Origin of the sequence: Sphingobacterium paucimobilis HER1398 (genome assembly GCF_000416985.1) — a bacterium.
GTDB lineage: Bacteria > Bacteroidota > Bacteroidia > Sphingobacteriales > Sphingobacteriaceae > Sphingobacterium > Sphingobacterium paucimobilis.
The window spans coordinates 73772-95185 of sequence record NZ_ATDL01000022.1 but is presented as its reverse complement, the minus strand read 5'-3'; the positions used below and the strand labels follow the sequence as shown (position 1 = coordinate 95185).

At 40.8% G+C, this 21414-nt stretch carries 19 protein-coding genes; 6 read left to right on the top strand and 13 right to left on the bottom strand.

Annotated elements, in window-relative coordinates; genetic code table 11:
* Positions 1–90 precede the first annotated feature (90 nt).
* Positions 91–1287, top strand: a complete 1197-nt coding sequence (locus tag M472_RS44770; RefSeq protein ID WP_021071958.1) for a thioredoxin family protein — start codon at positions 91–93, stop codon at positions 1285–1287.
* A gap of 22 nt (positions 1288–1309) precedes the next feature.
* Entirely contained in the window at positions 1310–2455 is a 1146-nt protein-coding gene (locus tag M472_RS42045; RefSeq protein WP_021071957.1) for a TlpA disulfide reductase family protein, read from the top strand.
* Positions 2456–2586: 131 nt separating this feature from the next.
* Here M472_RS42045 and M472_RS42040 read toward each other — a convergent pair whose 3' ends face one another.
* A complete protein-coding gene (locus M472_RS42040) occupies positions 2587–3060 on the bottom strand; it encodes a hypothetical protein (RefSeq protein ID WP_144062791.1) in 474 nt (157 codons plus the stop codon).
* Between the two features lie 281 nt (positions 3061–3341).
* Between M472_RS42040 and M472_RS44765 the strand changes: the two genes are divergently transcribed.
* Entirely contained in the window at positions 3342–4262 is a 921-nt protein-coding gene (locus M472_RS44765) for a DUF6892 domain-containing protein (protein WP_021071955.1), read from the top strand.
* Between the two features lie 116 nt (positions 4263–4378).
* On the opposite strand, the gene M472_RS42030 is transcribed toward M472_RS44765, so the two are convergent.
* The 10 genes from M472_RS42030 to M472_RS41995 form a co-directional block, all read right to left on the bottom strand.
* Positions 4379–5467 (bottom strand): radical SAM protein, encoded by a 1089-nt coding sequence (locus tag M472_RS42030; protein WP_021071954.1) that lies wholly within the window; start codon positions 5465–5467, stop codon positions 4379–4381.
* 574 nt (positions 5468–6041) lie between these two features.
* The gene (locus M472_RS42025; RefSeq protein WP_021071953.1) at positions 6042–6818 is read right to left on the bottom strand and encodes a glycerophosphodiester phosphodiesterase family protein; all 777 of its coding nucleotides are present in this window, start codon (positions 6816–6818) and stop codon (positions 6042–6044) included.
* 148 nt (positions 6819–6966) lie between these two features.
* Entirely contained in the window at positions 6967–7518 is a 552-nt protein-coding gene (locus M472_RS42020; RefSeq protein ID WP_022829445.1) for a hypothetical protein, read from the bottom strand.
* 9 nt (positions 7519–7527) lie between these two features.
* Positions 7528–8064 (bottom strand): collagen-like triple helix repeat-containing protein, encoded by a 537-nt coding sequence (locus M472_RS42015; protein ID WP_021071951.1) that lies wholly within the window; start codon positions 8062–8064, stop codon positions 7528–7530.
* Between the two features lie 20 nt (positions 8065–8084).
* Entirely contained in the window at positions 8085–8546 is a 462-nt protein-coding gene (locus tag M472_RS42010; RefSeq protein WP_021071950.1) for a collagen-like triple helix repeat-containing protein, read from the bottom strand.
* Between the two features lie 4 nt (positions 8547–8550).
* On the bottom strand, positions 8551–9606 hold the full coding sequence (locus M472_RS0123215; RefSeq protein WP_021071949.1) for a metallophosphoesterase family protein: 1056 nt from the start codon (positions 9604–9606) through the stop codon (positions 8551–8553).
* Between the two features lie 10 nt (positions 9607–9616).
* Positions 9617–11152: a SusD/RagB family nutrient-binding outer membrane lipoprotein gene (locus M472_RS42005; protein ID WP_081643227.1), complete on the bottom strand. Its 1536-nt coding sequence runs from the start codon at positions 11150–11152 to the stop codon at positions 9617–9619.
* A gap of 11 nt (positions 11153–11163) precedes the next feature.
* Positions 11164–14640: a SusC/RagA family TonB-linked outer membrane protein gene (locus M472_RS42000; protein ID WP_081643226.1), complete on the bottom strand. Its 3477-nt coding sequence runs from the start codon at positions 14638–14640 to the stop codon at positions 11164–11166.
* 117 nt (positions 14641–14757) lie between these two features.
* A complete protein-coding gene (locus M472_RS0123210) occupies positions 14758–15873 on the bottom strand; it encodes a FecR family protein (RefSeq protein ID WP_021071946.1) in 1116 nt (371 codons plus the stop codon).
* Between the two features lie 46 nt (positions 15874–15919).
* Positions 15920–16498, bottom strand: a complete 579-nt coding sequence (locus M472_RS41995; RefSeq protein WP_021071945.1) for an RNA polymerase sigma factor — start codon at positions 16496–16498, stop codon at positions 15920–15922.
* Positions 16499–16909: 411 nt separating this feature from the next.
* Here M472_RS41995 and M472_RS41990 point away from each other — a divergent pair, with 411 nt between their 5' ends.
* From M472_RS41990 to M472_RS41985, 3 genes are all read left to right on the top strand, one after another.
* Positions 16910–17116 (top strand): dihydrofolate reductase family protein, encoded by a 207-nt coding sequence (locus tag M472_RS41990; protein ID WP_081643225.1) that lies wholly within the window; start codon positions 16910–16912, stop codon positions 17114–17116.
* 218 nt (positions 17117–17334) lie between these two features.
* Entirely contained in the window at positions 17335–17622 is a 288-nt protein-coding gene (locus M472_RS45675; protein WP_021071943.1) for a hypothetical protein, read from the top strand.
* A complete protein-coding gene (locus tag M472_RS41985; RefSeq protein WP_021071942.1) occupies positions 17603–18697 on the top strand; it encodes an aldehyde dehydrogenase family protein in 1095 nt (364 codons plus the stop codon). The genes M472_RS45675 and M472_RS41985 overlap by 20 nt, the downstream gene beginning before the upstream one ends.
* A 40-nt stretch (positions 18698–18737) precedes the next feature.
* On the opposite strand, the gene M472_RS45670 is transcribed toward M472_RS41985, so the two are convergent.
* Positions 18738–19874 carry a helix-turn-helix transcriptional regulator gene (locus tag M472_RS45670; protein ID WP_200859646.1) on the bottom strand — a complete coding sequence of 379 codons (1137 nt, stop codon included), beginning with the start codon at positions 19872–19874 and terminating at the stop codon, positions 18738–18740.
* Between the two features lie 272 nt (positions 19875–20146).
* Positions 20147–21334 (bottom strand): hypothetical protein, encoded by a 1188-nt coding sequence (locus M472_RS41975; protein WP_021071940.1) that lies wholly within the window; start codon positions 21332–21334, stop codon positions 20147–20149.
* Between the last annotated feature and the right edge of the window lie 80 nt (positions 21335–21414).

Here is a 21414-nt window from a genome sequence, read left to right as displayed (position 1 = left end):
CGTATTACCAAGCAGATCGAGCAAAGGTAATACGCCTTTAAAAATTTTAAAAGCAAATTAATAGGACCTTATAAAAACAGATTAATACCTATGAACCGTATTATATTTAGTTTAGTTTTCCTTGTGGCTTGTACGATTGTACAAGCCCAAGAAGCTATCAATTTTCAAAAAATAAGCCTTTCTGAAGCCAAGGCACAAGCGAAGGCAAGTGGCAAGTTGATATTTATCGATGGTTATACCTCTTGGTGTGCGCCCTGCAAATGGATGGAAGGGAATGTCTTCAATCAGGCCGTTGCAGCCAAGTTTTACAATGCCAATTATATCAATATCAAGTTTGACTGTGAAGTAGGAGAGGGAATCGATGTGGCCAAGCAGTACAATATCCGTAGTTTTCCGACTTATCTATTTTTGGATGCAGAAGGTGAGTTAATGTATCGCTCGCAGTCTAGGATGGAAACACCGGAATTTATCGCCGAGGGCAAGCGTGCATTAGATCCTAACTTTCAGATCCCAACTATTCGTGCTCGTTACGAGGCAGGCGAGCGAAGCCCCAGCTTTTTAGCCGCTTATATTACAACGATGACCAAGGTGGATCCCGCTTCGACAGCGGAAGCTAAAAACGCTTTGGATGAAATTGCGGATCCTTCCTTCTTAAAGTCTGAAGCAGGCTGGAATATTATTGAGCTATTTGGACAAAGTCCAAAAGATAAGTATGGTAAATTCTTTATGGACAATCGCCCATATTTCAAAGGAATACTTTCCGCAGAGGCTTTTGAAAAGAAAGAAGCTCATCTGATGAAATATGCGATGTATGATTATATCCGCACTAAAGATGAGGCACAATTTAAAGAAGGGTTAGCTTATTTTTCAAGTAAAACGGACGAGGCGAGTCAGGTTGATGCGGCAATGTTTAAGGTCGAATGGATAGGAGCTCATGGCACCGATAAGGAATTTATCGATTATACCAATCAGTTGCGCAAAGGTTTGTTTAAACAGGAGGATGAGCGGTTAAGCTTTATCGCTCGACGCTATTCGGGCAAGTATGGAACAGGTAAAGAGCCTTCTGCAAAAATACTGAAGCAGTCTTATGTATTGGCAAAGCAAGCCGTTGCCCTAAATGAGAACTCCTATTCCAATCAAGGTACTTTTGCAGAGATCTGTATCACCTTAAAAAAGAAAAAGGAAGCGGTGAAAGCTGCTGAAGCCGCACGTGCTTTGGCAGAGCTGGAGACCTCTAAAATTGTAAAGATAGCCGATGCGTTATTAGCTAGAGCACAGGCTATTTAGTTCCTATAAATCAATAGATACGATGAAGAAAATATTTTGGAGCTTACTCGTTAGTGCTTTGGCATTTCATAGTGTGTCTGCACAGGATCATGATTTTAGTATTCAGATTAAACCGGGGAAAGATGTGCCTAAGACGGCAAAAGTCTTTGTTCGTTATTTTATAGGTCGGGACTTGGTACTGGATTCGGTGGTATTTGATGGGAAGGCACAGACCTATAAAGGAAAAGCTAATGAAGCAACATTAGTTAACCTATACTATTCGCCATCGGGCGCCTCTTTTTTCAGTAGGGGCCGTGTCGGTACTTGGGACAAAGTCAATTTGTATGTCGACAAAGGGGTAACTAAAGTAGATTTTAAGGAGAAAATTGCAGATGCTAAAATTGTAGGAACGGCTATACAACGGGATTATGCAGGCTATGCGCAACATATGCGTACACTGGATAAGCAACTGGACGAACTTATGGGCGAGCGTTCAAAGCTCTATCAGGAGCAAGGGACTGATACTGTTGGAATGAAGCAAGTTATCGGTCGTATTGAAAAACTAGAACAAGAACGCAATAAAGCAAAGGAACACTATATAAAAGCTAACCCAAGTTCTTTTTTCAGTCTTTTGGCATTAAAAGAATTAGCAGGATACGATATTGATACCGATTACATCGAGCCATTGCTGTTATCGTTGTCTCCACAGTTACAAGCACAGCAGCATGGAAAGCAGCTGGCATCAGATATTGCAGTAACCAAGATCGTAGGAATAGGCAAACAAGCGCCTTTGTTCAGCCAGCCCGACACCGAAGGACGCATGATCAATTTAGCTGATTTCAAGGGACAATATGTGTTGGTCGACTTTTGGGCATCCTGGTGTGGACCATGCCGCGCAGACAATCCGAATCTGGTAAAAGCTTATCATGCTTTTAAGGATAAGAACTTCACTATTTTGGGTGTTTCCTTGGACAAAGAAGGTAAAAAACAAGATTGGTTGAATGCCATCGAAAAGGATGGACTGCCTTGGCATCATGTCAGTGAGCTGAAAGGATGGAATTCCGAAGTTACGGCTATGTACGGTATTAAAGCCATTCCACAGAATTTTCTCATAGATCCGAATGGTAAAATTATAGCGAAGAACCTGCATAGCGATGCTCTAGCGAAAAAACTAAGCGAAGTATTGTAACTATTTTAAAGGGGAGTACAATGTATTCCCCTTTGTAATGCTCTTGTTATTTAACATAATAAATATTACGTGTTACATTTTATGTCTTCCATCATCTCGTCACTATCGAAGCAGGGTAGTGTACATCAGGTTTATCTTTCGATCATCTTTATCAGCAGATACGCGACAAGCGAATACAATACATAGGAGAGTGCAGATATCCCTATTACCTTGAAGTACTTGGTTATGGGAGATTCGCTTCCTCTGAAAGTTTTAACGTTCAGCATGGTAGCTACTGCGCCTATGCCACCACCCAAGCCGCCACCGACAAAAATCAATAGCATGGGCAGGAGAGCCACCACACTCTGATGCCAAGGAAGCTTGGTCTGTGTACAGTACTTGATACCATCAATCTCCAATGCAGGTGTGAGTTCCGTAAGGGTCGCTTTAGGGTATATTTTAATCAGCTCTCCAGCGTCTGATTCCGCCAGGAAAGGCTTTCCTTTTTCCGAAGAACGTTCCAGTTTTACGCCATCTTTAAATAGGCTTGTTCGACCTGTCCATACTGAGGTGTCGATCTCCATTACAGCGTCTGGAAAGTGGTGCAGTGAAAAGGAATGCCTCATAACTTTGTTTATTTAAGATTTTTAATAGGGTTCTTTATCACACCTAAGATATTCAATGTTTTGTGACAAAGCAAGTTGTGATTGTTACTTTTGAGTTAATTAAATAAGAATGTTGAGCAACATAAGCTTGATCCAGGTCGCCCTGCAGAAGTTTACAGCAGTCAATCAGAGTGTAGCGTAAAACAAATCGGTATCTTAGCAAAAGAGGACAAGCTGGCATCAACTTTGGGGACTAGGATTTATATTGTCACTTGAAGCATATAAAAAAAATAACAGCACTAATGGGATTATTAGACAAGCTTTTTGGCCGTAAAAAGGAAACCAAAGAACGAATGAAAATTGAATTGAATGAGCAGGGGATATGGTTGGACGCACATTCCCTTACCTTTCCGACTTCCATCACCTATTTAAATTCTATTTTGGGCGAACCATCTCGCGAGTATTGGGACGACAATATGTGGCACGTCGCTTGGGATGATCTAGGTATTTATACAGAATATGGGGTTATGGATAATGTTATAAGTCTTAGCTTTTTACAGCATCCACAAGAAGAAGTTAAATACCGTTCCATCGGACTTTATGAAGGAGACATCTACCTTAATGGCGTATCCGTCCGAGGGAAAAAAGATTTTGATGGAAAAATAGGCCCCTGGGCCTTATATGCCTTATGTTATGGATTAGAAGGTAACAGCCCTGTTTACAGTTATCAACTCGGAAAGAATTATAGCTACGTGGCGTCTGCAAAAAAGAAGAATATATACGCTGTCAAAAACAATGTGAAAGACAGCATAACCTTTTCCGATTTCAATTTCAAATTAGCTGTTATCGATGAGTTGATGTATGTCCAAGAAGTGTTGAAGCCCATGGTAGAAGTGTATGAATTTGCTAATCTATACAAGGGGCGAAGTATTGATGTAGACGCAGAAGGTTATGATCCCATCCCCGAACTCGTTGCCTATTTTAAAGCATTAAAGATTGATAAGAAATGGGCCGATTCCGTTACCGAAATCTACCAGGATGGAGGGAACGAGATCTACAGGACTATATGTCCTTTTTGGGATGGGGAAGACGATACTTTTACCATTGGATCCTTTGCGGACATCGATCAATTTCCCAACCTGAAAAAAATGACCCTGTTCCAGACCGAAGAATCTGTATTGGATGCCCTCAAAGCCAAGGGGATTGAAGCTACGCTCTTGTAGGTACTTAGGTTAATTTAAAGGGCAAAGTCCGATATACATCACGGCATATCGGACTTCTATATTGATCTCTCGATGAGGCTTATATTGTCCTTTTATGGCTCAGGAGTTCACAATCATTATTTGTTGCCCTTCCTTTTTTGCTCATATTTAGCATGCAGTTGGCCGCAAGCAGCCTCTATCCCCGAGCCGAATTGAGTTCTCCTAGTAGCATGAATGCCTTGGGATTGCAAGCGCTCCACAAATTTTGATATACCCTCTGCCGATGGCTGTTGATAAGCAGGATTAGCACCCAATGCATTATTATACCGAATAACACTCACATGGTACAGTTCCGGTCTATATTGAGACTTTATTAAATCAACAAGTGCATTTAGATGTTCGTCTGTATCATTTATACCTTTAATCAGCAAATAGGCAAGATACACCTTGCGATTAAAAGCCTTGACATAACTGTTCAAAACAGCAAGGTTATCAGCCAATGGAAACTTATTCTCAAGAGGGATTAATTCTGCTCGTTGTTTTGAAAATGGAGAATGAACCGATAATGTAATAGTTACATGAGGGTACTTTTGAACCAGTTGCTCTAGGTTAGGAGCGAAGCCAACGGTTGATACCGTGATTCTTCGTTGGGAAATCCCCCCATAGCCTTTCGCAGTAAAAGCCTCAATAGCAGTAAATATATTGGGATTGGCAAGAGCTTCTCCCATTCCCATGAATGCGATACTATCGGGCAACCTTTTTTGCCAATAGGGATGAAAAACCTGCGCACAAATCTCATCTGCAGTAAGATTCTTCATAAGTCCCATTGCAGCAGTGGCACAAAAACTGCATCCTAATCCACATCCACATTGGGAGGAAATACACATGGATGTCCAGCCCGTTCGATAATGAGATAGTACGGTCTCGATTTTTGCTTTCGCCTTTGTTTCGAAGAGCACTTTTTCAACCTGTTTTGAGCTGTGACTTTCTATAATATGGAGTGGTATCGGGGTTGTGCCAAATTCAGAAATCAGTTGTTCACGTAGTGGTTTGGGAAGTTCCTTTGCATCTTTAAAATCTATGCAGCCTTGTTGTAAGGAATAGACCAGTTGCTGGAAGCGATAGGATGGTATACCGCTGTTTTTCAGGTAGGATTGTATATTCTCTAATATGCCACCTGTTGGCGGATTGGGCAATAATCCAGATACATTCATTTTCTGTGTCATAATATTTAGTTTTTCACGGAATAGTTACCGATTAAAATTTATTTTATTGCGATTGTTGACTGAAAGGCTGATATGTTCCCCTCAAAGCAGTAAATTCCTGTACGCTATGTATGTGGTAAATTTGGGCAGTAAGCAAAATTTCTTTCTTTAAGGAGAGAACAATAAGGCAACCTCTTTTGGACAGTCACTCTGATTGGTTTGAAAGAAATTAGTTGTTACATTTTTTGCTTAATTGATGTTTTGTGCTGACAAATTTATAAATTATTTTTTAATAAAAAGGTTTGTCTTATTTAAAAATACTGCTTTCTCGATGATCTCCGTCAGATAAGTTTTCCGGTTGTACACGTCTTAAAGCCATTGCAATATACATCCTACTCTTTGAAAGTAAGTTGAGTAAATATTGAATCGATCAATTGATTCGGTTTCTGTGTGTCCAATATCTCCTTGCGCCACAATAGGCGAGAATGCAAAGGAAGTAGGCCGGATATAGCGGCAAGAATAACCGATTTCTTAAAAAAATAAGCCTTGGCTTATGCAATGGCCAAGGCTTATTTTTCCGCTGTCAGTAATACCTCTAGTTTTCTTTCAGCGTTTCAAATAGCAAATGGGGGTGATCTGTAGTGATATAGTCAAAATCCTTGTCCACAAACCATTTCATATCGTCCGCCGTGTTGACAGTCCATACGTTGAGCTTTATTCCGAGATCCCGGAAAGATTTGATTAATGCAGGGTTCTCTAGATATACCTTATAATTATAGTCTACCGCATAAAAGCCATCTGTTTTCAATTGCGCAGGATCTTTGTCATGTTTCCAATTCACGTAGGTGATTTTTGCCTTTGGATCCAATTTTTTGATGAGTTTGCAGCCTTCATAATCAAATCCGATGTAGTCTACGTAAGTCTCTGCTTTCATTTTTTTGACAAGGTCTACACAGTGTTGGGCTAACTGTAGTGTCCGTTCTTTGTTCAATTTTGAAGATTTAAACTCAAGTACCAACCGTGTACCACGCTGCTTCATGCCTGTCTTGATATATTCTTTCAAAGTAGGCATCCTTTCTCCGTTAGAGAGTTTCTTTTTTTTCAGTTCCTTCCATTCCGAATTTTCGATAGAGAGACCATCGATAGTAGGATCGTGGTGCACCACAGCGATATTGTCTTTTGTTAGCCATACATCAAACTCTGATCCCCCACATCCTATTTCAATAGCTTTTTTCAAAGAAGCGATACTGTTCTCCGGTATATGCGGAGCAGTCCAGGCGCCTCTATGCGCAATTACTGTAGTTTTCGTCTGACTTTGCGTATGCACCACCAGCGTACAGAATAGTATCAATAAAATAATGTTTTTTTTCATATGCTTATTATTTTTTCATGATCCGCCGGCTGGCGGACTCTCAGGTGTTTGTGCTTCACTAAACAGGTGTATTTCATAACATGTTTCGTAAAGTAGGTTGTGTAAACCTCCACCCTGAGCGAACGAATTCTCAAGGTGGAGGTCTTTATTAAAGCTCTATTTTGAGCATTTCACAAAGTTCAACATATGCCTGTCCCGTCGACTTGCTTTTAGCCTGTATGGCTTTTGCTGCTATCGTTTTACTGGGAGGTATAATGATATACCTGAACATGGTTGAGCTGGGATCCCAGCTGCTGTATAACCATATCTGCCCCAGTTCTAATCGCTGCGTCAAACTTTCACTATCAGTTAGATAGTCTGTTTTAAAAACCTGCCCGTCTCTCTTGAAATACACGATAGTCGTTCCTTTCGTTAAGATCTCATTAGAGATAACCGGTTCGCTCACTGTAGCTCTCCAGTAGCCCGTATTCAAACTGGTGAAATCATAATATTTCCAATCGGAGTAATACACATTTCCCAATCCACCACCTTTTCCTGGGTCGCCCTTGTTGCCATCGGTTCCTTGGTCACCAGGTTCTCCTTTCTCTCCTTGAGTCCCCATTGGGCCGGGCAGTAAGGGCTTTCTGCAATTAGTTAGGCATATCGACACTACTAATCCAATCCATAACAATACATGGATGTTTGCAACTTTTGCTTTCATTGTCTTTTTTTAGTTGTTAAAACCATATATTTTTTGATACTCCTTATAAGAGGGGCGTTTTTCAGTCCGCAGTCCCATTGAGGTACTGCTTAAAGATGTCGACTTCGCGCCTGCAGGAATAAGAATATACCTGAATTCGATAGTTGATGCATCAAACGTACTTTGAAGCTGTATTTTACCCATAGACACCGACTGGATAATATTTGCACTGTTGGTAAAATAGTTCAGTTCGTAGACAGCACCATCTATTTTTACATATACGGATACATCGCCTTTATCCAATATCGCTTCGGTGATGCGGTTATCGGTTATGTTAGCGGACCATTTCCTTTGTGCACCGGTGAAAGCCTGTGTGCTCCAGTCCGACACGACTACGTTGGCTCCTTCATCATCACCATTTTCGCCTTTCTCACCCGTATTTCCTTTCTTGCCAGGGTCGCCCTGTTCTCCCTGTGGTCCAGGAGGGCCGACGGGCGATTCTTTCGTACATCCCACAGCAGAGATAAGTAGTGTTAGGCAGATCAGGTATATAAATTTATTTTTCATAACTCGTGACGATTAAATGTTTAACTCTTATTTGGGTCTATGATCACAAACCGGAATTTTGCGTTTGCTTTATAGGTACTTTGTATTTCTACTTCACCAACAGAAATCTTGGAGATGATCTTATTTGTAGAAGCATAAGTCCCTTTATAAGGTAGTTTATAAAGATAATTTCCGCTATTGTTGAAAAAGTAGACGTGGACAACATATTTGTCGAGTACTTCCTGTGTGATTTGAGGAGCGGCAATCTTAAACTTCCAATCCGTACCGGATCCTGTAAAAACTGCGTCCGACCATTCCGAGCCAAATATCTCAACATTACTGATATCTGCATCATCACCATTAGGTCCCTTATCTCCCGTAGGTCCTTGCGGTCCCTTCACTCCATTTTCACCTACCGGTCCCGTATCACCGTCTTTTGTACAGGATGACGAGCCGATTAGTAGGGCTAGGACTACGCCCCATAGTATAGTGTGCATCTTCATTTCCTTAAAATTTAATTATACGGTTGTCAATATTAGAAGAAGGACTTTGCTGATCTACGTACGTATAGTAGTTGAGGTCGTACGGAGTCGGAGCTATAAAGTTAGATTTCCTTCCCTGGATCTTTATTTCTCTGTCTGGCCCATCGAAGTCAATGATTGCGAACAGCGAATCATCATAAGGAGCAGACTCTTTCATGATCGGATAGTTGGCCTCTACACTCGCTGGAAACCGTCCAGTGACTGTTGGATGGTTTTTACCGACATAAAAATAGGAAGCACTGTTGACTTGTATGTGACTGACCTCATCGATATCAATCAACCAGTTTTTGTGCAGGTGCCCACTGAATGCCGCAATGATTTTTTTACCCTTTTTATTTTCTTCTTTCAGTATCTCTTGTACTTCTTTACTGTTGCCTGCCGAGCCATTGAATGGCTGGTGCGAGAATATAATACAAGGTTTGTCCGTCTTGCGTAGATCTTCGCGCAGCCAATCCAGCTGTTCTTTCGATACATAGCCTATTTCGTTTGCAGGGTGTTTCGTATAGTTTTTAGCGTTGTAATCGGTGTATATTCCGCCACTTTTGATGTAGTTCGTGTCCATTACCACCAAGTGAAAGCCATTGCTGTCAAAGGAGTAATAGTTGCCCAGCTGTTTTTGGTTGACATAAGTCAGAAAATCACTCTTACTTGCAGTGTCCATATCATGGTTGCCCAGTACATGGTATTTGGGGCCTTCGAAAGAGTTCCATATCTGCATGAAACCGTCATTTTTAAAATGAGGATATACAAAGTCACCGATCTGGATTATCAGATCTACATTACTTTGTTTGGCCGTATCAATAAACTTTTGCAGATATAGATCTGCATCAGGGAAGAAGTCTTTATGTACGTCCGTAATAACGCCAATCCGTAGCTTACCCTTCGTGGTTATAGGGAGGACTTTGCTGGGAATTTCTACTGTTGGACCATCTGTACCTTTAGAACAAGATAGTAGTGTTGTTCCTAAGAGTGTCGATCCGAGTCCGTAAGATAGATTTTTGAGAAATGTTATTCTTTTCATTGTCATGATTTTATTGGTAAGGAAAAGGTTGGGGATTCCGAAGGTTGTCCGAACCTCTTAATAGCCACATTTTTGAAAATATTTGATCTCCGCCCGGAAGACGCGAGATTGCAGTTGTTACATTCGCTTTATTATCAGTCAACTCGCCCAAAGGATATAGATATCGGAGCGGTAGCTGCCCATTGTTGTACAAGGTCGATATATCAGGCGTAACGTAAGCGGCAAAATCAGGATACCCCGTACGCCTTAGCTCGAAATAAGGTTCATATCCTCCTTGCATAAAGAAGTTTAAGAACTTTTGGGTGATGATTTGTCCCAACTTCTCACTATCGCTTCCTGCAAGCTGCACTTTAGGTTGTTGAATGAAAGCCGAACCTCTGTTTTCCAGTCCAAAGTATTTGAAAGATGCTAATATTCCGTTTTTGTAATGTTGCGCTACATCGCCGTTTATCCATCCTCTTAGTGCCGCTTCCGCAAGTATAAATTCCTGCTCGGGATAACCAAATATCATAGTCGGAGGGCCTATAGGTTCGCGGTGGTATCTGTTATTTACTCGCGATATCTTTTTACTGTCCTCGTATTGATAATTTACATTGTTCTCCTTATTGGGCCACGGATTCGTTCCTGCATAATTTTGCAGATTGTTGGGGTCAAGATTTCCATTTTCGGCCAAGATTGTAGGTTGAGCAAACTTAGTGAGGCGATAGTCATTTCTATCCTTCATGTACTCCGCTGTAAACTGAGTGATTCGATAGCCTGATATAAAATTATTGTCAAGGTACAAGTAATAGTTGTTCGGATTATTGCTCTCGTCGCGTATGGGCGAGTCTTCGAGGTGCTCCATAATCGGGTTTTCTGTAGGATTGTTGACGATATCTGCAAATCTGCTTGCGATCGATGTACCTTTTAATTGTTGTTGTTGGCTCAGATTTATCAGAACTTTTAGACGATAGCTGTTGATCATTTTTCGCCATTTTTTGAGGTCACCTCCAAAAATGATATCCCCCGCTATAGTTTTGTCTCCCAGTTTGGACAGCTCGTCATTTGCTGTAGCCAATTCTTCCAATACCTTGACTATAATCTCCTCTTGTTCGTCATATTTAGGTTGGGTAATCCCTTGGTTTATCCTGTTGGCTTCGGAATAAGGGACATCACCATACAGACGCGTCAATGTAAATATCCAGTGTGCGTCGAAGAAGCGGGCCAGCGACAGATACTCGGGTTGGTTCAGTCGCTCCGCTTCAGACTTCATACTGTTTGACACCGTCAGAAAGCGGTACTCCCCATTAAAGTTACGACGTAACCAATTAAGATGGCTCCCACCAAAGCGCCAATCTATAAAGTAACTGTCGAGCTGCCTGTTCAAACCAAAATAGTCTGGACTAAAGGTATACAGGCAGAGATAAGTCAGCAGGTTGTTCGGATTGATAACTTCTGATCGGTTTGGGTTTTTGCTGATTTCGTCCATATTGCTACGGCATCCCGGCATAGCGATACTAAGCCCCACGACAAGAATAATGAGTATTGTTTTGTGTATATGTGACATAGATCTATCTTTTAGAATTTGACATTTAGATTTAAACCGAGGTATCTTTCTGTCGGATAACCGAGTGTACTTACATTACCATCGGGGTCCTCGTGCGGTAATTTTTTCCACATCAGAACATTGTTTCCGATCAAGGATACATTGGCCGATTTGAAGGCTTTCCAATGGACCAGGTGCTTATCCAATGTATAAGTGATGGCTATATCTCTCAGTTTGATGAAGCTGGCATCATACACATTCCACCCCTTCGTCATGCGTCCGCCGAGGCTGCCCATTTGTCGCATCCAGTCTTTGTACATAACTGGGACAGTACTTTTCTCGAATACCCGTGTGTCTTCGAGGACTTCGCCAGTAGGGCTGTATTTAATATCACCACTGCTCACTACCACAGCATCGTTCGGGACAAAGGATGGAACTCTGTCCCAATCTTCTTCTCGCTCTAGGCTGGCGGTACGCTTGTCGGCGCCAGTTTCAAGCATGCGAGCATTTAATTGGGAGTATATCAGACCTCCGAATCTGCCACTGACATTAAAGCTTAGGTTCCAGTCCTTATAGCGGATATTATTTGTCAATCCAGCTTCCCATTTGGGATCTTTATTGCCCATATTACGGCTGAATTTATCGACCAATGGCAGTCCGTTATTTCCGACTACAAAGTTTTCGGTGCCAGGCTCACGCATATATACAGTAGCGTAGAAAGCATCAGATCTGTCACCGATCTTAAAGTTTCCGTAATTATATTGATCGTTATAGATGTCATATAGTACGGTTTTAAAGCTCGAGAAATTGGCAGATGCTTCCCAGGAAAAGTCCTTGTTTTCCTTCAGCTTTCCACTTAGAATAAACTCATATCCATCTCGGAGATAAGCATTCCCATTCGTCAGCATCTTGCTGTGTCCAGAAGGGTGGGGGATATTGACTTCCTGTATCCAGTTCTTGTCTAATGTATTGAAGTAGGAAGCATCTAGGCGGAGCTTGTTATTAAAAAAGCGAATATCCAATCCCATCTCGTACGAATCTGTCATGCTCGGTTCGATATTAGGGTCGATGACTCTATCTTCTGGGGCAAATGCAGGTTCCGAGCCCCAGACTTGTGACAGGTAATAATTGGTCGATAGATTGTAAGCATCCATATCACGACCTACGTTTACCCAAGATCCACGTACTTTTAAGAAACTGATAGGTTCAGGTAATTTTACAAGATTGGAAACAATGATACTGGAGGACACCGAAGGGTAGAAGTAAGATCTGTTGTTCTTTATCAGTGCCGAAGACCAGTCATTCCGCCCCGTAAAGGTCAAGAAAAGTGTAGCGTCCCAATCCATGGTCAGTGATCCATAAAGACCATACATACGCTTGTCAGTGCGGTAGTTGGATACGGTAGCCTGTTTTTTCGAATTTGTAAAATTGTATACATTGGGTACTATCAAGCCACCATTGGTTTCACCAGTCATGGTATTTCGATCCAACTCATTCCAGTTTACACCAGCCATCGCATCCACGGACCATTTTCCAAACTGTTGCTTTGTGGTTACCATGGCATTGATATCCAGTAGGGTCTCATCATAGGTTGCCTTGCTGTACTTGCCAGTTTCGCCATTTACCCAGGCATAAGGTTGAAAAGTTTCATTATTGGTGAATTGATAGTCATTACCTGCTTTTAAGATGAAATGTGTGTTTTTCCCAAAATCATAGTCAAAGTTGATCGATGATATCACCCTTTTTTTGGCGTAGGGCCTGATGTATTCGTAGGCGATGAACCACGGGTTTTGGAACCAGGCGTAGTTATAATTGCGCTGTTCATATCCTTCCCGTCCCTCTTTCCAGTAGTTTCTCAGGTCCATGATATCCGTATTGGCACCCATATACATTACCGTATTATAGAACACCTGGTCATTGGCATATCCTACTGGTGGGTAATTGTCCGTAAACAGATTGCTGTAATTGACATTCACGTCTACCTTCAACCGCTTTCGGATGGTGTAGTTACCGCCCACGTTAAGTCCTATCTGGTTGACCGAAGTATTCGGCACCATACCCTGTCTGTACATCTGGTTAAGGCCTATACTGTATCCACCATCTTTTAGACGTTGCGACAGCGATACATTATTGTTGGTCGTGGCACCACGCAGTAAAAAACGCTTCAGATTATTTTTATTGGACACCCAGGGCAGTGGTATCAGCTCTCCCGTTGTCGGATCTTTAGGGCTATTGTATTGAGTCGTTTCCCAGTAGCCGCTTGGTGTATTAGGATCTTTTTGATTTAATTTAGGCCCCCATATCCAGATATCATCATACAATCCGCCACCTTTACCATCTTTAAAAGCATATTGACCAAATTCGCCTTGTCCATATACTTCCTGTACCTCTGGAAATGAAATAAAACCAGCAGCCAACATATTGGATGAGTTGACCGCTATTTCTACCTCATCGCTCTTTCCCGAGTTTTTCGTGGTAATAACTATAGCACCATCAATACCTCTGGAACCATAGAGAACCGATGCCTGTGGGCCTTTCAGAACCGTGACACTTTCTATATCGTCGGCTGCAATCCCTCTAAAGCCGACATTTACAGGATTACCATTTACGACATAGAGAGGCTCTCGTCCGCGGAGCGTGATAGCAGCATCCTGTAATACTCCCGATCGGCTATTGACACGCAGGCCAGCGACCCGTCCTGCCAACATATCGATTACCTTATCTGATTTTACTTTTTCAAAAATCTCTCCTTTTACATTTTCGACAGCGTAGCCGAGACTGGATTCTGATTTTTTCAATCCCAGCGCCGTTACGACGACATCTTCCATTTCTTCCAGTTGCGCATGCATTTGAATTCTCAACGGCTCATTGTTTACAATTGAAACTGTTTTCGTTTCATAGCCTACATAACGGATAGTGATTACATCTCCGGTTTTAGCCACAATACTAAACTTGCCAGATTCGTCGGTCAGGGTATTCTGCTGTGCGCTGAATACAGAAGCCCCTATCAAAGGATCTCCTTTTTCATTCGTCACTTTACCTGTTATGGACTGTTGAGCCACGAGCCTTGAAGAAGTAGATGCTATTTCATCGATGACAATCACTCGATCTTTTACTTTCCAGGAAAGCTGAATTTCGGGGAGCACCTTTTCCAACAGTTGTTCCAGTGGCATTTCGTTTACGACAAGCGATATCCGTTTGTCCTTTACGATAGAATGGTCATATACAAAGTCATAAGCCGTCTGTTTTCTGACCTCTCTAAAGAAATCAATGACACTTATCGACTTTTTGTTTAGAGTGATGCGTTGAGCATTTACGTTTGGGCTGGCATGTACCAATACAGCTCCCAAGAATAAACTTAGCAAAGTGATACGCATAAAGACATGTTTAAGCGAGAGTATATTGGTCCTGCATAGCGAATTTTCGACTCTCGAGGTGGATGATCGATACCCCTTTCCGTTTATAGGAATAAGGAGACCGATCAACGGTTTGAATAAAATTTCATACATTTGATTTAAAGTTTTACGGTTTTCCGATTTGTGTTGCTACTCAATTTGATCATCCGAAAGACTGACGATCAGGAGTGTGCCAGCACTTCTGATTTTTTGCTTTTGGATGGATTGGGATTATATGATTTTTACCCGTATCCTCCTTTCTTGATTATTTGGGTTTACTTCTAGTTCAAATTTCACTTTACCCGTCATTTCCAGTATATTCAATACCGTATCCAATGGTTTGTTGCGTGCCACCATGCCGCTGAGCCGCAGGTCATTTCCCTTTTGGTCATACACGATGTCGATATTGTACCATCTTGATATTTGGGACATTACCTCATTTATTTCCGTGTCTACGAAGCTGAAATCTCCATTTATCCAAGCAGTGTATTGGCTATCGTCAACCTGCTTCTTCTGGATAGCGTTTTTACTGTCCACTATAGCTTGTTGTCCCGGCTCGAGCAGAAGACGTCTCTGTCCGCTCGATATTTTTACAGACCCCTCCACCAATGTCGTTGCCTCGAGATCTTTTCCATAAGCTTCTACATTGAAGGATGTGCCGAGTACGGTGATTTCTTGCTTATCCGTTTTGACTATAAAAGGTTTGGTCGCGTCATGAGTCACCTTGAAATAAGCTTCACCCTGTAATTCTATACGTCGTTCGCTACCTCCAAAATGGATGGGATACTTGATTTTGGTTTCCGCATTCAGCCATACCTTCGAACCGTCAGGTAGCAATAAGGTGTAGAAGCCACCCTTAGGCGTTTCAATATGGTGATTAGCGATATGGTTTAGCTTTAAATTGTCCGCTGCACTATAGGTTATTTCGCCATTAGCGTTCTTTGAAACCCGTATACCGTCTACTGTAGTAATTAAGCTGTTGGGCTGCAATTGGTCCAGGCTTATTTTTTCTCCATTTGCCAGTGTCAGTATGGCCGTACCATGGGCGGGGAGTATCTTTACATCCTCCAGCGATACCAGTTCAAAATGCGATCTGTTGTTCCATAACTGCCAAGCTACTATCGAGCCTGCCAACAGTGTTATGCAAGAAGCGACAGCGATCCATCTGCGCCAATTTTTCGATAGTCTTACAGGGCTTTTATTGATGTCATGCTGTATGCGTCCCAGTACCCCACTTTCGTCAAAATCAGGCGAATAAGCTTCGCCCTTACTTTCCATCAGGGAGAAGTAATCGTGGACAGCCTCTTCTGTTTTTGATATATCTTTAGCGTTATTTTTATCTTTCATCTACCTAACTAGACGAGATAAAAGACAGGTACCCCCAAAGGAAAGATTAAAAAATATAAAATATAATAAACATTAAGATGTCCAACTTGTTAGAAAGCGCTATTTTAAGTTTTTTAATTGCTATAGTTGTTTGGTTCTCTACGGTTTTGGGCGATATTTTGAGTCTTTGTGCAATTTCATGATTACTGAGTTGCTCTTCTTTTTTTAAGAAGAGAATCTCACCACAGCGTTGAGGCAGCTCTTTGATACCTTGGTTGAGGAGGTCATTTACTTCCTTCTGTAGCAGCGAAGAGTCTGTTTGTTCGCGAGCGATCAAATCTTTTACCTCCTCGATACGGATATGCACCTTTTTGGACCGTAGTAGGTCTATGACTTTATTGCGGGCGGCTCTATAGAGGTAGCCACGGATATTAGAGATCTCCAATTCCTTTCTTTTTACCCAGATTGTCGTAAATACCTCTTGTATGATGTCTTCGCTACAATTGCGGTCTTTGATCAGGTTTAATGTAGCCGTAAAAACAGAATTACTGTACTTATGATAAAGTGCAGCAAATGCACCTTGATTGTCCTTTACAATCTCGTTCCATAAGACCTCATCCGATTCCAAGTTTTCTGTCGACTTCATTTTACAAAGCTGTATGACGAATTACCACAATTAGTATTAAAATAAGATTGTTTCTGTGTTAAGTTTATGCTTATTGGTTATTTCGACGTTATTCTACTACGTAACTACTGACAAATATAGCGGTATAGTTTATTAAATCAAAAAGGGGATGAATAACGCATCATTATATTCTCGGTAGCATTAGTTGATCCCGGTAGATGCCAGACAAGTTTTCTGCAGCCAGGGTGATCATAGTTGTGTGTATAGTCAGTGCCATTGGCCGAATAGAGACAAAGGCTGCTCTATATACTGTGAAAAGTCCCGTTTTGTCTGTGTTGTGTATGATTATAATAATGTCGAATTTTATAAATTTGATAAAGAAAATACAAATGAGAAAACTAATATTGTACATATCATGTTCGCTGGACGGATATATTTTGCGATGGAGGAGCCTTTGTCGTCAATGAGTTGCTCAAAGAAGGACTTTTCGACGAGCTGATCATCTCTATTATTCCCGTTCTGTTGGGTGGAGGGACACGATTGTTTAATGCTGTGTACCCTTCTCAAGATCTGCAATTGCAGGGAAGTAAAAGCTTTGAAACAGGCCTGGTTCAGTTGCATTATAAAGTTTCCGTATAGAGAGGGACACGTTTTTATCATTGACAGGCAAACGAGAGCTGTAATGTTCTCTCCCCATATAACTACGAAGTCCGATAGGCGTCAAAGCATATCGGACTTTTATATTCAGCTATATCTGTCGGATGGTCCTTTGTCAACATAATTTAAATCGCTAGCTTTAAGAACACAGGTTAAGTGAAGGACGAAAAGAAACCATCCCATACTTAAAATTTACACAAATGGAACTCAGTAACATATTTCAATCGCAGAAGACGTTTTTCAATTCACACCAGACAAAAGATATTGGCTTTAGAAAGGAAACCCTGAAAAAGTTGAAAGGCATTTTAAAGGCCAATGAAAACCGTTTGTACGATGCCATTTACAAGGATTTTAGAAAAGGAAAATTCGATACTTCCTTAACGGAACTCAATCTCATCTATAATGAAATCGATTTTTTCCTGAAGAACCTGGACAAATTGAGCAAGCCCAAAAAAGTAAAAAACAGCATTGAGCCTGCAGCCCGGTAAAAGCCATATCCACTACGACCCATTGGGTGTAACATTGGTGATCGGTGCTTGGAACTATCCCTATCAGCTTACACTGGTTCCGATGATAAGTTCCATTGCAGCGGGCAATACCTGTATTGTGAAACCAAGTGAACTTCCCGAAAATACAATGCACCTTTTATCCGAATTGATCAACGACAATTTCCCTTCAGATTACTTATTCGTGGCAGAAGGTGGTGTTCCTGAAACAACAGAACTGATACAGCTTCGTTTCGATAAGATCTTCTTTACAGGAAGTCCGAAAGTCGGGAAAATAGTTTATGAAGCTGCTGCCAAAAACTTAGTTCCTGTAGTGCTCGAGTTGGGCGGAAAATCACCTGCTATCGTTACGAAGACAGCCGATTTAGAAGTCGCCGTAAAGCGACTCGTTTGGGGCAAATTCCTCAACGCAGGACAGACCTGTATTGCACCAGATTATCTTTTGGTAGAAGAAAGTGTGAAGCCCCAGTTGTTGCAATTGATAAAAGAAAAATTGGAGGAAGCCAATTATTATGATGGTGCAGAACATTATACCAGTATCATCAACAAAAGGAATTTTGACCGTGTTACTTCCCTTATCGATAAGGATAAAATCTTCTTCGGAGGTCACACCAACGACGACACTTTGTATATCGAACCTACCATATTGGACCATGTTGATTGGGATGATGCCGTGATGCAGGATGAAATATTTGGACCAGTATTCCCCGTAATCAGTTTCAATAACTACGATGACGTGTTGCAAAAAATAGTAGAAGGAGAAAAACCGTTGGCAGCCTACCTGTTTACAAAAAACGAAGAGGACAAATCCAAGTTACTCCACCTTGTCTCCTTCGGTGGGGGCTGTATCAATGATACCTTGATGCACATTGCGAGTGATTATCTGCCATTTGGTGGGATAGGAAATTCGGGGATAGGCAACTATCACGGTGCATATGGTTTTCTCGCTTTTACGCACCAAAAATCAGTTATTGAAAAGACAACTTGGGGAGAGCCTGACTTAAAATATCCGCCTTATTCCGACAAAAAAATGAAGTGGCTGAAAAGGCTGATGTAAACTATACAGTCTCTAAACAGGTTTTGATATACGTATTGATTTATCCCCTAAGAGAAGAGCGATTGTCAATGTTGAGTTTTTCAAAGATCACCTTTAGATGATACTTCACCGTATTCTCAGAAATAAAAAGAATATCTCCTATTTCCTTATTCGTTTTTCCTTCTCGAATCAGATCTATAATTTCAATATGCCGCTTTTTAAGGTCATATTTCTCCAGATTCAAAAGCACATTATCATCTTCTTCGCGATGTTCCTTTCTATTGACATACGACTCAAGCCGCGCCCGCATATGCACGACCTCGTTTTCCATTAATATTCTTCGCTGCTTATTCGACTTCAAAAGCTTAAAGAGAAGAAACAGCAATGCAGATAATAATACAATGACGCCCGTTAGTGCAATCGTCATATTCTTTCTGTTCTTTAACGTTATATCATTCCTTTGTTGCAGCAGTTCTTTTTCTAAATCATTTAGCTTACCGCTACGATTAGCTGCATCATACTTTCTGCGTTGTTTTGTTACTTCAAGTTGAGCTAAATAAGCGTCTTTATAATTTCCATTGTCTGCGTAAAAATAGATAATAGTTTCCAGCATGGTAATCTTATAAAGATCAATGCCAAACTGTTCGGCATACGACATCCCTTTCTCATAAGCGGCAATCGCTTTATCCTGCTGCCCCATTAAATTGTAAAGTTCTACCTTTACTTTATACACTATCGGAAGATGCTTGGGACTCTCTTTCTCCAAAAGCAGAATACAATTGTCATAAATAGCATTTGCAACAGAATAATTGCCCTTATGCATTTCCAAATGTCCCATAATACATTCATAAATAGCGCGGGTCTCGCCATCAATATGTTTTAGTTTTTCGGGTGTGACCTGTTGTAGAAGTGCAGCAAATTCTTCGTTTCTTTTAGTGTCAAAATAAATAAAGAGCTTTTCAATAAGGACACGGCTGCTTGCTGATTCTGCAAAGTCAGTTCCCTGTCCGACTTTATCCGCAAGATCTAAATTGATAAGTGCGCCAGTATAATTGTATAGACTTTTATAAGTTAATGACCGCAGCAAGTAGGCGTGAAATAAGTCATGAGCCGTAGAACTAGAGCTGCCTATTATTCTATCAAGCACTAAAATAGACTGCTCATGTTGGTTTTTATCATTGAGACCTAATATTTCCACCTTTAAAGAGTCTGGATTGGTTTTTTGAGCAAATCCAACAGTAGTAACAAAGAAAGCTATGTAGACAAATAGAAGTCTGCAAAAATTAAACATAAAGAGCTAAATGACTTGATTAATATGCTTTTTGATTAAGAGAGATTAACAAAGCAAATATAAACAAGATTTATTAATTAGTACCGTATTTATTTATTGCCTTTCGCTAAATACTATACTGAGGCAATACTCTTGCAACTTACGACTGTCCAACTGAGCCAGGCATTTATTTTGGTTACCTATTCTATCTTGCGGTTTAAGATTATCAGTTCCCTGTTTTTATCTCGTCCTTCTGTCATCGGGTAGAATACAACTGCATAGCTGTTATCCTGAGTCTTGTTGATACTCGAAATAACCAAGTTGGATCGTTTTAGCTCCAAAACTTCCTCCGTCAACAAGTTTTTATATCCCTTTTCTCCTTTACTGTAAAATATTTCTAGTAACAGGTCATTCTTCGTGGTGAACCAACCATTGCCAAATTCCCCATTAAACCTCGTGACAAAAGTATCTTCCGCTATTTTAACAGGTCGCCATGTATTGAAAAACGGATCCTTTATATCAAGGAGCTCCATGCGTGAATTTTCACCATTTTCATCCACCATCTCTATACTGATTTTTCCTTTTTCTTGAGCAAGCAGGTAGGACCTTTTGTTAAAAGATAGACTCAGGATCTGCAAAAAGAATTTTGAACTGGTTTTAAATCTTCGCTGCCTGATTTCATTACCTTTCTCGTCTATTTGCCTGTGCAGCCAACTATTTCCTTCTTTTGTAAGCAAATGGATTTCGTTGTTTTCAATAAAGATCTTGTTGTCTCTCGGAAGCTGTACTTTAATATTATGCTTCTTTTTTATCACACCGTTCTTAAATTCGATTGCCAGCATTTTGTCCGGTTTGGTATCCGACCAAAAGTCAACATCATAAAAAATTGAAAACTGGTTTGAAACTCCGACAAAATCACCGACAAAAGGTCTATTTCCTTTCGGTAAATCTATGTTTTCCCTATTGAAAACAGGGATGCTGATTTCCAGTTCCTTGTCAGGATGGTAGGGGACAAGAGAAATATAATTTTCTCCGTCTGGGGTTAAAAACTGTGTAGGAAGAATTCCATCATCTTCTACAAAACTTTCTATCGTACCATCTATACCAACGATGGTGTAAACCAAATTATAAGACCCATTCTCATTGTATACATAATTAGTCAAAAGGCTTTGTGTACCAAATGAAATACTGTCTTTAGCCGAGATTTCGACTTCCGTAAGCAACGTAGTTATTACTCCAAAGTTCGTCCTTTCGACCGTTGTCTCCAATGTGTCTATCTTGTCAATATTTTTCATTTCAATCAAGCAATATACGTTCTCTAGTTCTTCTCCATCAGTATGATCTTCTTTGTTCGTTTTCGAACCCAGTATCTTTCTGAAAAAGCTCATTGTATGGTCTGATAATTAGTTGTTAAATTGCTTTACTACAGTTTGCCATATTACCTAATCGTAGATAATACCATCTTAAC